Origin of the sequence: Nocardia sp. NPDC006630 (assembly GCF_040611495.1) — a bacterium.
Classification (GTDB): domain Bacteria; phylum Actinomycetota; class Actinomycetes; order Mycobacteriales; family Mycobacteriaceae; genus Nocardia.
In genome coordinates this window covers 826,904-839,104 of sequence record NZ_JBEXOK010000001.1, presented here as the reverse complement: position 1 = coordinate 839,104, position 12,201 = coordinate 826,904, and the positions used below count along the sequence as shown (strand labels likewise).

At 67.3% G+C, this 12,201-nt stretch carries 17 protein-coding genes; 10 read left to right on the top strand and 7 right to left on the bottom strand.

The genetic code is table 11. From position 1 onward, the window contains the following. Positions 1-284: 284 nt before the first annotated feature. The 4 genes from ABZX86_RS03875 to purH all read left to right on the top strand — a co-directional run bounded on the left by ABZX86_RS03875 (position 285) and on the right by purH (position 5,268). A complete protein-coding gene (locus ABZX86_RS03875) occupies positions 285-1,253 on the top strand; it encodes a DUF5336 domain-containing protein (RefSeq protein ID WP_355119653.1) in 969 nt (322 codons plus the stop codon). A 231-nt stretch (positions 1,254-1,484) separates the two neighbouring features. Further along, entirely contained in the window at positions 1,485-2,942 is a 1,458-nt protein-coding gene (locus ABZX86_RS03870) for a DUF6350 family protein (RefSeq protein ID WP_355119651.1), read from the top strand. A gap of 89 nt (positions 2,943-3,031) precedes the next feature. After that, positions 3,032-3,685, top strand: a complete 654-nt coding sequence (gene purN / locus ABZX86_RS03865) for a phosphoribosylglycinamide formyltransferase (protein ID WP_355119872.1) — start codon at positions 3,032-3,034, stop codon at positions 3,683-3,685. Then, positions 3,682-5,268, top strand: coding sequence for a bifunctional phosphoribosylaminoimidazolecarboxamide formyltransferase/IMP cyclohydrolase (gene purH, locus ABZX86_RS03860; protein WP_355119649.1), 1,587 nt, complete (start codon positions 3,682-3,684; stop codon positions 5,266-5,268). Before purN ends, purH begins: the two co-directional genes overlap by 4 nt. A 101-nt stretch (positions 5,269-5,369) precedes the next feature. Here purH and ABZX86_RS03855 read toward each other — a convergent pair whose 3' ends face one another. Further along, positions 5,370-5,831, bottom strand: a complete 462-nt coding sequence (locus ABZX86_RS03855; protein ID WP_355119647.1) for a hypothetical protein — start codon at positions 5,829-5,831, stop codon at positions 5,370-5,372. Between the two features lie 205 nt (positions 5,832-6,036). On the opposite strand from ABZX86_RS03855, the gene ABZX86_RS03850 reads away from it, so the two are divergent. Beyond that, on the top strand, positions 6,037-6,606 hold the full coding sequence (locus ABZX86_RS03850) for a LysM peptidoglycan-binding domain-containing protein (RefSeq protein WP_355119645.1): 570 nt from the start codon (positions 6,037-6,039) through the stop codon (positions 6,604-6,606). Positions 6,607-6,694: 88 nt separating this feature from the next. On the opposite strand, the gene rpsR is transcribed toward ABZX86_RS03850, so the two are convergent. From rpsR to rpmB, 4 genes are read right to left on the bottom strand one after another with little or no spacing between them, the layout of a single operon-like run. Next, complete coding sequence (gene rpsR / locus ABZX86_RS03845) at positions 6,695-6,949, bottom strand: 30S ribosomal protein S18 (protein ID WP_327142236.1); 255 nt, start codon at positions 6,947-6,949, stop codon at positions 6,695-6,697. A gap of 35 nt (positions 6,950-6,984) precedes the next feature. Next, positions 6,985-7,290 (bottom strand): 30S ribosomal protein S14, encoded by a 306-nt coding sequence (rpsN, locus tag ABZX86_RS03840; RefSeq protein WP_355119643.1) that lies wholly within the window; start codon positions 7,288-7,290, stop codon positions 6,985-6,987. A gap of 1 nt (position 7,291) precedes the next feature. Beyond that, positions 7,292-7,462, bottom strand: coding sequence for a 50S ribosomal protein L33 (gene rpmG, locus ABZX86_RS03835; RefSeq protein ID WP_297613398.1), 171 nt, complete (start codon positions 7,460-7,462; stop codon positions 7,292-7,294). Between the two features lie 10 nt (positions 7,463-7,472). After that, positions 7,473-7,709 carry a 50S ribosomal protein L28 gene (gene rpmB / locus ABZX86_RS03830; protein WP_355119642.1) on the bottom strand — a complete coding sequence of 79 codons (237 nt, stop codon included), beginning with the start codon at positions 7,707-7,709 and terminating at the stop codon, positions 7,473-7,475. Positions 7,710-7,870: 161 nt separating this feature from the next. Between rpmB and ABZX86_RS03825 the strand changes: the two genes are divergently transcribed. From ABZX86_RS03825 to rpmF, 3 genes are read left to right on the top strand one after another with little or no spacing between them, the layout of a single operon-like run. Further along, a complete protein-coding gene (locus tag ABZX86_RS03825; protein WP_355119870.1) occupies positions 7,871-9,124 on the top strand; it encodes a GTP-binding protein in 1,254 nt (417 codons plus the stop codon). A 4-nt stretch (positions 9,125-9,128) separates the two neighbouring features. Next, positions 9,129-9,413, top strand: a complete 285-nt coding sequence (locus ABZX86_RS03820) for a type B 50S ribosomal protein L31 (RefSeq protein WP_355119640.1) — start codon at positions 9,129-9,131, stop codon at positions 9,411-9,413. A gap of 1 nt (position 9,414) precedes the next feature. Continuing rightward, positions 9,415-9,588 carry a 50S ribosomal protein L32 gene (gene rpmF, locus ABZX86_RS03815; RefSeq protein WP_355119638.1) on the top strand — a complete coding sequence of 58 codons (174 nt, stop codon included), beginning with the start codon at positions 9,415-9,417 and terminating at the stop codon, positions 9,586-9,588. 70 nt (positions 9,589-9,658) lie between these two features. On the opposite strand, the gene ABZX86_RS03810 is transcribed toward rpmF, so the two are convergent. Together ABZX86_RS03810 and ABZX86_RS03805 are read right to left on the bottom strand one after the other, a co-directional pair. Then, complete coding sequence (locus ABZX86_RS03810) at positions 9,659-9,883, bottom strand: hypothetical protein (RefSeq protein ID WP_327142231.1); 225 nt, start codon at positions 9,881-9,883, stop codon at positions 9,659-9,661. 269 nt (positions 9,884-10,152) lie between these two features. Next, a complete protein-coding gene (locus ABZX86_RS03805; RefSeq protein ID WP_355119636.1) occupies positions 10,153-11,163 on the bottom strand; it encodes a DUF1906 domain-containing protein in 1,011 nt (336 codons plus the stop codon). A gap of 119 nt (positions 11,164-11,282) precedes the next feature. On the opposite strand from ABZX86_RS03805, the gene ABZX86_RS03800 reads away from it, so the two are divergent. Both ABZX86_RS03800 and ABZX86_RS03795 read left to right on the top strand, forming a co-directional pair. After that, a complete protein-coding gene (locus ABZX86_RS03800) occupies positions 11,283-11,354 on the top strand; it encodes a hypothetical protein (RefSeq protein ID WP_355119869.1) in 72 nt (23 codons plus the stop codon). Between the two features lie 3 nt (positions 11,355-11,357). Further along, complete coding sequence (locus tag ABZX86_RS03795) at positions 11,358-12,161, top strand: VOC family protein (RefSeq protein ID WP_355119634.1); 804 nt, start codon at positions 11,358-11,360, stop codon at positions 12,159-12,161. Positions 12,162-12,201: the final 40 nt, after the last annotated feature.

The window sequence follows — 12,201 nt, the reverse complement described above, 5'->3', positions numbered from 1 at the left end:
CGGTTCCGGTGCGACACCGATTTCGGGGGTACCCGGGGAGTTACCCCGAACTCGCGAAATCAGGTGTCGCCATCGCTATATGAGCATCGAGGGCCGCCTCCCCGCTGGGGAGGCGGCCCTCGTCGTATTCGGGTTGTGGGGGCGGCGGGGGGCGAATCCGACTGTGCGGACAGGGGGTTTCGGCTATTGCGGAATGGGCACGGCCGGTGGTAGGTGGTGCTCTCGGCGGTGCGGTGCAGTAGCGTCGGTGGGAGTTCGTGAACGACTCGATAGGAGACGACGACATGTCATACCCGACCGGGGGCTCGGGATACAACGGGCCCGCGCAGACGCCTTCCAACACGCCTGGATATGGCTCGCAGCCCACGGGTGGTCCCGCAGCAGGGTCGAGTACGACGGCCGCACCAGGCAAGGGACTTCCCTTTTTCCTCACCGTCGGCATCGCCGCCCTCGGTGTCATCAACTTCCTGCTCGGGTGGGCGCCCTACAAGGGCAGCAAGGAACTCAGCCTCACCTACAGCCTTTTCGAATCGGATCCGCTGCTCGTCGGCATCCTGCTCTTCGCGGGTCTGCTCGCGGGTCTGTCGCTGATTCTGCCCAAGCAGAACTTGAACGCAGTGATCGCGGCCGCCTCGGTGGCGGGCTTCCTGTCGATCCTGTTCAACTCCTTCACCGGTGATCTGGCCACCAAGTGGGGTGGCTGGGTGATCGTGTTCCTGTCCTTCGTGCAGGCCGTGATCGCCGTGCTGGCAGTGCTTTTCGAGGCGGGCATCGTCAAGCCGCCGGCGCCGAAGCCGGCCGCGCCGCAGGGTTACGGTCAGCAGCAGTTCGGACAGACCGGTGGGCAGCAGTACCCCGGTTACGGCCAGCAGGCCGGTTACGGCCAGCCGGGTCAGCCGCCCGCGTTCGGGCAGCCGGCGCAGCAGGGTGGTCAGCAGCCGGGCTACGGCACGGGTGGCCAGTACCCGCAGCAGCCGTCCTACGGGCAGCAGCCCGCCGGATACGGCACCGGTTCACAGCAGCAGCCGACCTATGGCCAGCAGCAGCCGTCCTACGGTCAGCAGCCGAGCGGTGGTTACGGCCAGCAGCAGTACGGCCAGCAGCAGCCCGCCGGTGGCGACGCCGCTCCGACGCAGCACTTCGGCGCCCAGCCGGCCGCGCGTCCGGCGCAGCCGTTCGGCGGCGAGCAGGCCGCCGACCCGTCCGCGGACGCGACCCGTTCGTTCCGCCCGGGTCAGGACGACAAGCAGTAGCGCTCGACAGACGAATACGACAACGGCCCCCGGACACACCGGGGGCCGTTTCGCATCTCGCAGCCTGATCCCGGCCGAAAGCGCGCCGGGATGACGAGGTGCTGCTTTTGTTGACTGGGCGTGGCTGACCTGCGATTACCGTGTGAGTTATCCGGCGCGCCTGCCACTCTCGGCCAGTGTGAGCTGCCACGCTGGTTTTCCATGAGTGCCCCGAGAACTACCCTGGCTCGCGTGACTGACGATCTGCGGGATGTGCCGCGTGGTCCGGTCTCGGCGGGTGGGGGCGGGTTCGGGTCGCTCACACCCGAGCGGGCCCGGGTGTTGTTCTTCGTGGCGGCGCGCGCGTCGGCCATTACGCTGCTGCTGATTTTCGCGGTGGTGTTCGGGACGCTGTTCGCGGCGGGGAGTGGGCTGTCCGGGGCGTCCGGAGCCATTGCGGCGAGCTGGCTTGCGGTGCATCAGGTTCCGCTGACGATCGGCCGGACGGCCATCGGACTGTGGCCGCTGCTGCCCACCGGGTTGATGCTGTGGCTGGTGGCGCGCGATTGTGCGCGGGCCGCGGATCACTGTGCGGCCGACGGGGATTGCACGCCGACCGATCTGGCCTGGATCGCGGGTGCGGCGGTCGGTGGTCCGCTGCTGGTGACGGCGGTATGCCTGGCCGTGGCCGATGACGCGTCGGCGGTGGTGGCCCTGCAGCCGCCGAATACCTCGGTCGCCTTCGCCTGGGTGATCGGCCTGCAACTGCTGGCCGTGATCGCGGGTGTGGGCCTGCGGCACTGGCGGGATTACACCGATCTGCTGCCGATTCCGCTGCCGCACTGGGTGGTTCCGGGCGTGCGGGCCGGACTGCGCGCGGTGTGGCGACTGCTCGCCGTCGCGGCGGCGCTCACGCTGGTGTCGTTCCTGGTGCACTGGTCGCGGATCGGCGATACCTATCACAATGCCGGAAATTTCTGGGGCGCACTGGGTTTGACGCTGCTGTCGCTGGCCTACCTGCCGAACGCCCTGGTCGGCGCGGTGAGCGTGCTGCTCGGCGGTGAGGTCCACATCGGCGCCGGATCACTGGGCGTCTTCGGTGTCGACGGTGCGCCCGTGCCCGCGGTGCCGCTGGTCGCGGCCGTACCGTCCGGCCCGGCCGCCGCGTGGTGGTTCGTACTGCTGGTGGCTCCCGCCGCGGTGGGCGTGCTCGGCGGCCTGGACTGCGGCCGCAATGCCGGCGATCACCCCCGCGCCCCCTGGGCGACCCTGACCTCCGCCGGCGTCGCCGCCGTACTGCTCACGATCCTCGGCATGGTCGCCGGGGGAGACCTGGGCACCTTCGGCTGGATCGGCCCGAACGTCGCCGTCGCGGCCGCGCTGGCCTTCCTCTGGCTCGCGGTGCCCGGCTACGCCGGCGTCCTGGCCGCCCGCTGGTTCGCGCCCGCCCCGCCCGCCGAATACGACTACGACGAGCCCGACTACAGCGCCGAGTACGAGGACGACACCTACGACGACACCGAATACGAACAGGACTACTACGAGGACGACGAGTACGACGACTACTACGACGACGACGACCCCGGCCAGGTGGTCGAGCTCGACGGTGAACTCCTCGACGACGACCCCGAACCCACCCCGGAACTACATCGGGCACCCGACGACGACTCCGAAATTCTCGACGCCGAAGTAGTAGAGGGCGACCACTGACAGATCCGAAGTGGACGGTCGTTAGGCTTCAGGGAAGCGGGGCCGCATCCCGCCGTCCCCTTTCCGCCCGATACACAGGGAGTAGTGCGCTGAGTTCCTCGCCTGCCCAGCTGCTACCGCCGAGCGCGCCCGCGACGGTTGTCGTGCTCGCCTCCGGTACCGGTTCGCTGCTGCGTTCACTGCTCGAAGCCACTCGGAAGCCCGGTTATCCGGCCCGGGTCGTCGCCGTCGGAGTGGATCGCGAGTGCGCGGCCATGGATCATGCCGAGGCCTTCGATATTTCGTCGTTCATGGTCGAGCTGAGCGATTTCGAGGATCGTGATGCCTGGGATCAGGCGCTGACCGAGATCGTCGATGCCTTCGCGCCGGATCTGGTGGTGTCCGCCGGTTTCATGAAGATCCTCGGTCCGCGTTTCCTGAAGCGGTTCGACGGTCGCATCATCAATACCCATCCCGCGCTGCTGCCGGCTTTCCCGGGCGCGCACGGGGTGCGGGACGCGCTGGCCTACGGGGTCCGGGTGACCGGTTCCACCGTGCATCTGGTGGATTCGGGTATCGATACCGGTGCCATCCTCGCGCAGGAGGCGGTGGCGGTGCTGCCCTCCGATGACGAGGCAACCCTGCACGAGCGCATCAAGGTTGTGGAGCGGCGGCTGCTGGCGGAGGTTGTCGCCGCGGTCGCGAATCGAGGCATTGTCTCCGATGGACGAAAGGCAGTTATCCCAGATGAGGTTCTCCGGTGAGTGAGCGTAAATCCATCAAGCGGGCCCTGGTCAGCGTCTACGACAAGACCGGTCTGATCGAACTGGCATCGGGTCTGCACGCCGCGGGTGTGGAGCTGGTGTCGACCGGCTCGACCGCGGGCAAGATCGCCGATGCCGGTATCCCGGTCACGAAAGTGGAAGACCTGACCGGTTTTCCGGAGACCCTGGACGGCCGGGTCAAGACCCTGCACCCGCGCGTGCACGCCGGCATCCTCGCCGACACCCGCAAGGATGAGCACCTCGATCAGCTCGTCGAGCTCGGTGTCGAGGCCTTCCAGCTGGTCGTGGTGAACCTGTACCCGTTCACGCAGACCGTCGCCAGTGGCGCGAGCATCGACGCGTCGGTCGAGCAGATCGATATCGGCGGGCCCTCCATGGTGCGCGCCGCCGCCAAGAACCACCCGTCGGTCGCGGTGGTCGTCGATACGGGCGAGTACGACCGCGTGCTGAAGTCCGTGCAGGACGGCGGCTTCACCTTCGCCGAGCGGACCGCGCTGGCGGCCAAGGCTTTCCAGCACACCGCCACCTACGATGTGGCCGTCGCGAGCTGGATGACCAGTGTGGCCGTTCCGGCCGCGCAGGTCGCCGAGGGCGTGGAATCCAATGCGGCACAGCACTTCCCGGAGTGGGTCGGCGCGACCTGGAACCGTGACTCGGTGCTGCGCTACGGCGAGAACCCGCACCAGGGCGCCGCGCTGTACACCAGCGAGGCCGGTCCCGCGGGTCTGGCGCAGGCGGAGCAATTGCACGGCAAGGAAATGTCGTACAACAACTACACCGACGCCGATGCCGCCTGGCGTGCCGCGTACGACTTCGACGAGCCCGCCGTGGCGATCATCAAGCACGCCAACCCGTGTGGCGTGGCCGTGGCCGCGGATATCGCCGAGGCGCACCGCAAGGCGCACGCCACCGATCCGGTCAGCGCGTACGGCGGCGTCATCGCGGCCAACCGCGAGGTGAGTGTGGAGATGGCCGAGCAGGTTGCCGAGATCTTCACCGAGGTCATCGTCGCGCCCGGCTATGCCAATGGCGCGGTGGAAGTGTTGCAGCGCAAGAAGAATGTGCGCGTGCTCGTCGCCACCCCCGCGCAGCGGCGGGGTGCGGAGCTGCGCCCGATCAGCGGCGGCCTGCTGCTGCAGGATCGCGATATCCTGCACGCCGAGGGCGACAGCGCGGCCAATTGGACGCTCGCGGCCGGTGAAGCCGCCGATGCGCAGACCCTGGCCGATCTCGAATTCGCCTGGCGCGCTTGCCGTGCCGTGAAGTCGAATGCCATTCTGCTGGCTCACGACGGCGCTGCCGTCGGCGTCGGTATGGGGCAGGTCAACCGGGTCGACTCGTGCAAGCTGGCGGTGGAGCGGGCCGGTGAGCGCGCCGCCGGTTCGGTGGCCGCCTCTGATGCGTTCTTCCCGTTCTCGGACGGTCCGCAGATTCTGGTGAACGCGGGCGTGCGCGCCATCGTGCACCCGGGCGGGTCGATTCGCGACAAGGACACCATCGAGCTGTGCCGCGAGGCCGGTGTCACGCTGTACCTGACGGGTTCGCGCCACTTCGCCCACTGAGGCGCGTCGCGCACTGCGGCACAAAGAATTTCGGAGCCGGTTGCCGGTCGCTGCTGCGATCGGCAACCGGCTCCGTTGTTTTCGGGACTACCGGTACGGAACTATTTGCCGCTCAGTACTTTCCGGTCCGCCAGCGGGGCTTTGAGCTGGACTTCCAGGGTGCCGAAGACGGCGATCATGGTGCACATGCGGCCGACCGCGTCGGGGAGGGTGCCCGAGCGCAGGTTGACGGTGACGGTCTTGTCGGTCTCGGTGGTGGTGGCGTCCACGCCGTAGCACTCGGGGGAGCCGGTGGTGAAGTTGACCGCGACCTTGTTGTCGCCGACCCGGGTCCAGCTGTCGAACTGCAGGGGGTGCGTGTTCACAATGGTCGGATCGGCGGTGAAGGGGCGGCCCGGCTGGCCCTGCGGGGCTTCCACCGGGTCGGGGACGGCCGAGGTCTCGGTGCTCGTTTTCGGCTGGTCGGCAGTCTTTCCGGTGTCTCCGCAGGCGGCCACGGTCCCGCTCAGGAGTGCGGCGGCGGTGGTGGCGATCAGGGCGCGGCGGCCCCAGGTCCCGTACATGGCCACCACCCTAACGGTCCGACCGGTCGGGGCGGATATGTCCGCGTGGCGAACACCCAGCGACAGTGAGCCAAATTATCCGAGGACTCGGCGCGTAATCACCACGAGGACCGGGGGCGGACCAGTAACCTCGGTATCAGATGTGCGAATGCACTTACGCGCCATCGACTTATCTCATGATCTCCCCTTCCGGAAAGGACACACCGTGGGCGACGCATTGAAGGTTGGCGAAGAACTCGGTCTCGGACAGTCGCTCAAGGGCGGCGCTTATTCCCTGACTCTGCAAGATGATGGCAACCTGGTGTTGTCGGACCCCAGCGGCAAGGTCGAGTGGGCCTCGGGCACCAACGGCAAGGGTGTCACCCGCGCCACGCTGCAGGCCGACGGCAACTTCGTCCTGTACAAGGAAGACGGCGGCGCCGAGTGGTCCACCAGCACCGACGGCAAGGGCGTCGAGCGCCTCGTCGTGCAGCCGGACCGCAATGTGGTGCTCTACGGCACTGACGGCAGCGGCGTCTGGTCGACCGGCACCAATACCGACAGCCCGATCCAGGCCGAGGCCGAGACGGTCGCCGCCGCGGCCGAGGAGCCGGCTCCCGCTCCGGTCGAGGCTCCGCCGGCCGCGCAGACCTACACGGTTGAGCCGGGCGACACCCTCTGGGCCATTGCCGAGCGCTTCTACGGCGACGGCAACCGCTTCCAGGACATCGCCAATGCCAGCGGTATCGCCAACCCCGACGCCATCGACGTCGGCCAGGTCCTGACCATCCCGTAAATCGCGGATGCGTCACACCAGCTGAACAGAGCGCCCCGGATGCGAAAGCATCTGGGGCGCTTCATTTTTCGTCCAGCGAGGCGAGCCGCTACCGGCTCGTGAACGGCAGCAGTGCCATTTCGCGAGCGTTCTTCACCGCGATGGCGACCTGGCGCTGCTGCTGCGGGGTCAGGCCCGTCACGCGGCGGCTGCGGATCTTGCCGCGGTCGGAGATGAACGTGCGGAGCAGGTTCACATCCTTGTAGTCGACGACTTCGATGCCGGCCGCGATGAGGGGGTTCTTCTTGGGCTTGCGGCCCGCTTCGGCCCGGACCTTCTTCGACGGTGCTCGCTTCACTGCCATATCAGCGGTTCCTTACTCACGAGATCTGTGGATGCTTACCAGCTCGATTTGTGTACACCGGGCAATTCTCCGCGGTGGGCCATCTCGCGTACGCGTATTCGTGAGAGGCCGAACTTCCGGAGGTGACCACGGGGGCGACCGTCCGTGGCGTCCCGATTGCGCAATCGTACCGGACTGGCATCGCGCGGCTGCCGGGCGAGGGCGGCCTGTGCGGCCGCCCGATCTTCCGCTGAGCTGGTGGGTTTGCGGATGATCTCCTTCAGTTCCGCGCGCCGCTCGGCGTAGCGGGCCACGATCTGTTTGCGCTCTTCGTTTTTGGCGATCTTGGATCTCTTGGCCACGTCACCGGCCCTCACGGAATTCGACGTGCTTGCGGACGACGGGGTCGTACTTGCGCAGCGTCATGCGGTCCGGGTTGTTGCGCCGGTTCTTGCGGGTGACGTAGGTGTACCCGGTCCCGGCGGTGGATACGAGTTTGACGATCGGCCGGAGTTCGGTCGATTTCGATGCCATCGGTCTCTCCTCAGATCTTCTGGCCGCGAGCACGCAGCCGGGCCACGACCGCTTCGATGCCGTCGCGGTCGATGGTTTTGATGCCCTTGGCGGAGACGGTGAGCGTGATGCGGCGGCCTTCGCTGGGCAGGTAGTAGGTCTTGCGCTGGATATTGGGGTCCCAGCGCCGGTTGGTCCGGGTGTGCGAGTGCGATACGGACTTGCCGAACCCCGGCTTGCGACCGGTGACCTGGCAGATGGCCGACATGGACGCCCCTTCCTGATGATGACAATCGTTTTCGACAACGGGTTTATTCCAATGTACGCTGAGCCCTCGGTAAATGAAAATCATTGTCGAAAGGGGTACCGGTGCCATCTCCCACACCCGTGCTGGTCATTGCGGGACTCCCCGGCCGGGCCGCGGACGGCGTGCGGCAGGCGGCCCGCCGGCTGGGCGCGGAGCCCGGCACCGTCGTGGTCCGTCACGATCTGACCGAACTGCGCGAAGGCGTGGTGCGCCGCACGGTGCAGCTGAACGGACGCGAGGATGTGACCGTGCTCGAGCTGGCGCACGGCTGCGTCTCCTGCACGCTGCGCGCCGATCTGCTGCCCTACCTGTGCGTGCTCGCGCAGCGGGATTCGGTGCGGCGCATAGTGCTTGCGCTGGATCCGGCCTTCGAAGCCGAGGCCGTCTGCCAGGCCATCCGCGATGTGGTGGTCACCGGCGTGATCGGCCGGGTCGACGGACCGGCCGCCCGCAATGTGCGCATCGAAGCCGTGCTCACCTGTCTGGACGCCCGGGACTGGCTCGCCGACGCCACCGGCGACGAAACCCTCGCCGAGCGCGGCCATGCCACCGTCGACGACGATCGCACCATGGCGCAGCTGGCGGTCGGCCAGGTCGAATACGCCGATGCCCTACTGGGTTTCGACGGTGGCGCGGATCCGGACGAGCGCATGCGGACGGCCGCGGTGCTGGCCCGCCTGGCGCCGGGCGCGCCGATCGCGTGGCTGGACGAGCCCGCCTCGCTCGCCGGGTACGCACCCTCCGAAATGCTGCGCGCGGATGCGCTTTTCGGACTGCTCGACCGAATTCCCCCGGATGCGCGCCGGGGCGCGGGTTTCGATCCGCACATGTCCCTGCTGCGTGGTCAACCGCCGTTGGAGCCGGATTGCGGTGTGGCACTAATGGAATTCGACACCGACCGCCCCTTTCATCCCGACCGCCTGCACTCGGCCATCGATGTGCTGCTGGACGGTGTGGTGAGCGCGCGCGGCCGAGTGTGGCTGGCCACCCAGCCCGAGGAGGTGGTGTGGCTGGAGTCGGCGGGCGGCGGCATGCGCGTCGGCGGCGCCGGAAAGTGGCTGGCCGCCATGACTTCCGAGGAGCGCGCCGGGGTCGACCCCGAACGTGATCTCATGGCCGCGCTGCGCTGGCACGAGCATTTCGGCGACCGTCATACCTCGCTGGTGATCCTGGTCCACGAGGCCGATACCGAGGAGATCCGGCATGCCCTGCACTGGGCGCTGGTGGACGACGACGAACTGCGGCAGGTGCGTTTCGCGCCCGATCGGGTGGCCGGCTGGGCGGACCCGTTCGGCGAACAGCACGAGGAACCTTGCGACACAACCCGATCCACGCCGGCGACCGGCGACGGCGGTTCCCGACAGCACGAAAGGTGATGCGATGAAAGCAGGAATCCACCCCGATTACCATCCGGTGATCTTCGAGGACGCGAGTACCGGAAAGCGTTTCCTGACCCACTCGACCGCAACTTCGGACCGGTCGGTGGAATGGGAGGACGGCAATTCCTATCCGCACATGATCGTCGATGTGACTTCCGATTCCCATCCGTTCTGGACGGGTTCGCAGCGAGCCCTCGATACGGCGGGCCGCGTCGAGAAGTTCGAACGCCGATACGGCAAACGCATACGCGGCGCGAGTAATTCGACTGCCGGACAGGAGAACTGACATGGCTGTTCCGAAGCGGCGGATGTCGCGTTCCAATACCCGAAGTCGCCGCGCGCAATGGAAGGCCACTCCGCCCGATCTTGTTCCGGTCACGGTGGCCGGTGTGGTGCATCGCGTACCGCGCAAACTGGTGCGCGCGGTGCAGCGCGGAGTGATCGATCTCGACAAACTCTGAGCGGTCCCGAGCAGGGACGACGCCGCGGCGCCGGGTGCACGCGCGTGCACCCGGCGCCCGCGTGGAGGGGTTAGCCCTCCTTGGCTGCCAGGTCCGCGAGGGTGGATGCGAGCTGGAAGTACTTGTTCTTGGCCAGGTCGGCGATGGTCTTCACACCGAGGGCCTCGAGCAGCTGCACATCGTGCTTCTCGGTGAGTCCGGCCAGCGCCGACGGCGGGGCCGCGAGGATCTCCGCGAGAGTCTTGTTTTCGTACGCCTTGTCGAGAGCTTTGTCGAGTACCACGTTGACGGCCACTTGAGCCTCCTTCGATAGAGCACGTTCGGACCCAGCCGACGATAGTGGGAATGTCGCTGCGCCACCATAGATCTGCTCACGTGTTGCGTAAGGGCAGGTGGGCTGCCTTTGTGCGGTGGGTCGAAAAAGTCTTCTCAAAGTTGTGAATTCGTGCTGTTGCGACGGTATCCTCGTGGCCGAGGGCGGGTTCTTCTGACAACAGAAGAACCCGCTCATCGCCACTTCTGGGGGAGTTCTACCGCATTACTTGCCGGAGAAATTCCGACAAATCAACCAATTCGGTTGTCCACTGTGGCAACAGGACTGGCCGCTGTGGTGTTTTGTCCGTTCTTCGGGCTTTCACCCCATCCGGGCAGCGGTAGCGCCGGCAGCAGCTGTTCCAGTCGCGCCAGCTGATCGGCGACCGCCAGGGCCGGTCCCTCGATGAGCGAGAGCGGGAAAGGCCAGTGATTCCCGGACAGCCGGGTCACCTCACTGGTCAGCTCGTGGGTCGTCGCCTCCAGATCGCTGATCTCCGTGCGCAGTTCATCGATCTTGGCGAGTGCGGCCGCCAGGCCGTCCACCACCGTATTGTGCTGTCCTGCCGGATCGTTGCCGAGCTGCGGCCAGCCGGCCAGTCCGGGGCCGCGCAGCTGGGTCTGGATATCGCGCAGTATTTGGTCCTGTTCGGGCGTCAAGTCCTGTTCCTCCGGTTCGAAGTCCCATTGGCCGAAATCCACGTCGTCGGATTCGTTCACATCGCACTGCACCTCGGCGACCGTGACCTGCGCCCCGGTCTGCAGCAGCTGCGCGCGCGACTCCCGATTACTGCCCGACCACGCCACCGTCTGCCACGCCCAGGTCGCCGACCCGGCATCCAAGGCCCGGCTCACCGGCCAATACCCGCCGTAGATACCGACATTCGCCCGCCCCAGCACGCTGGCCGCCCCATCGAGATAGGCATTGATGGCGGCCTGCTGCTGCGGTGACGCGTCGAAGTCCGCGGAGAAGTAGATGGGCCGATCCGGCCGTCCGCCGCAGCGCAGCACCACGGCCAGACCGGCGCGCGCATCGGTGACGCCCGCGCCGAATCCGTCGAGCATGCGGGCGGCGGTGGTCTCCCAGTTGGACACGATCGACACCTGGTGCGCGCGTAGATCGTCGGCCTCGGCGGGGGTGAGCAGCTTGCCCGGCAGCGTGGGCCCGCCATCGGAGAGATAGCGGATGACGAAATCGAAACCGGCCGCCCGGATGGCGCTCGCGGGGGGCCGTCCTGCGGCGTAATCCAACCCGAAACGCATGACAGTCACTGTAATTCGCGAGCCGTGCCGCGGGTGCCGCATTCCCGAAGTCGGGGGTCATCGACCCGGCCGAACTCTCTGAATTTGTCGAGACGGAGTGGTTGACTGGGTGCGGTTGTGTGAGCGGCGTCACGTCATCCTTGTCGTTTGCACTTACAAATGTCTTTGCATTGCTTCAGAAACGGAGATAACCGATGCCTGTTCGCAACGAGGCGTGGTCCCCGGGTACACCGTGCTGGATCGACTGCCAGGTCGACGATCCGGCCAAGGCCGGTGAGTTCTACGCGGAACTGTTCGGCTGGGACGTCCGCGGCGCCGGGGAAGATGCCGGGGGGTATCTGATGGCCCTGCGGGAGGGACAGGCCATCGCCGGCGTCGGGCCCAAACCCGAAGGGGGCGTGCCCTCGGTATGGACCACCTACTTCGCCGTCGCGGACGCCGACGCCACGGCGGAGCGGATCACCGCCGCGGGCGGTCGAATACTGGTGCCGCCCTTCGACGTCATGGAATTCGGCCGCATGTTCGTGGCCGCCGACGTCTCCGGCGCACCCTTCGCGGTGTGGGAGGCGCGAGCGCACAATGGCGCGGCCGTGCACAACGAGCACGGGGCCTACGTCTGGAACGATCTGCACACCGGCGACTACGAGGCCGCAAAGGCCTTCTACTCCAGCGTCTTCGGCTTCACCGTCACCGAATTCGGGGACGGTGCAATGCGTTACGGGACGCTGGTGCCGCCGGGTGCGACCGAGCCGGTCGCCGGCATCAATGACGACACCGTCGACGGCGCCGCACCCGAGCAGCCCTACTGGCTCACCTGGTTCCAATTCGACGGACTCGACGAGGGTTTGCGCCGCGCCGCGGAACTGGGCGCCACCGTGCTCGTGCCCGCCCAGGACGGACCGTTCGGCCGCATGGCGATTCTGGCCGCGCCGCAGGGGGAGATGTTCGCACTGCTCGAACCGGTGACGGTGGGGGAGCTGTCCGCACCCGAGGGCTGAACCGCGCCGAACGCCTCGGGCCGGGTCCCTCGTCGGAAAC

Coding starts and splice junctions, on each gene's coding strand:
- ABZX86_RS03875 (WP_355119653.1), top strand. CDS start 285: ATGTCATACCCGACCGGGGGCTCGGGATACAACGGGCCCGCGCAGACG.
- ABZX86_RS03855 (WP_355119647.1), bottom strand. CDS start 5,831: ATGTACGGGACCTGGGGCCGCCGCGCCCTGATCGCCACCACCGCCGCC.
- rpsR (WP_327142236.1), bottom strand. CDS start 6,949: ATGGCAGTGAAGCGAGCACCGTCGAAGAAGGTCCGGGCCGAAGCGGGC.
- rpmG (WP_297613398.1), bottom strand. CDS start 7,462: ATGGCATCGAAATCGACCGAACTCCGGCCGATCGTCAAACTCGTATCC.
- rpmB (WP_355119642.1), bottom strand. CDS start 7,709: ATGTCGGCCATCTGCCAGGTCACCGGTCGCAAGCCGGGGTTCGGCAAG.
- ABZX86_RS03820 (WP_355119640.1), top strand. CDS start 9,129: ATGAAAGCAGGAATCCACCCCGATTACCATCCGGTGATCTTCGAGGAC.
- rpmF (WP_355119638.1), top strand. CDS start 9,415: ATGGCTGTTCCGAAGCGGCGGATGTCGCGTTCCAATACCCGAAGTCGC.
- ABZX86_RS03805 (WP_355119636.1), bottom strand. CDS start 11,163: ATGCGTTTCGGGTTGGATTACGCCGCAGGACGGCCCCCCGCGAGCGCC.
- ABZX86_RS03795 (WP_355119634.1), top strand. CDS start 11,358: ATGCCTGTTCGCAACGAGGCGTGGTCCCCGGGTACACCGTGCTGGATC.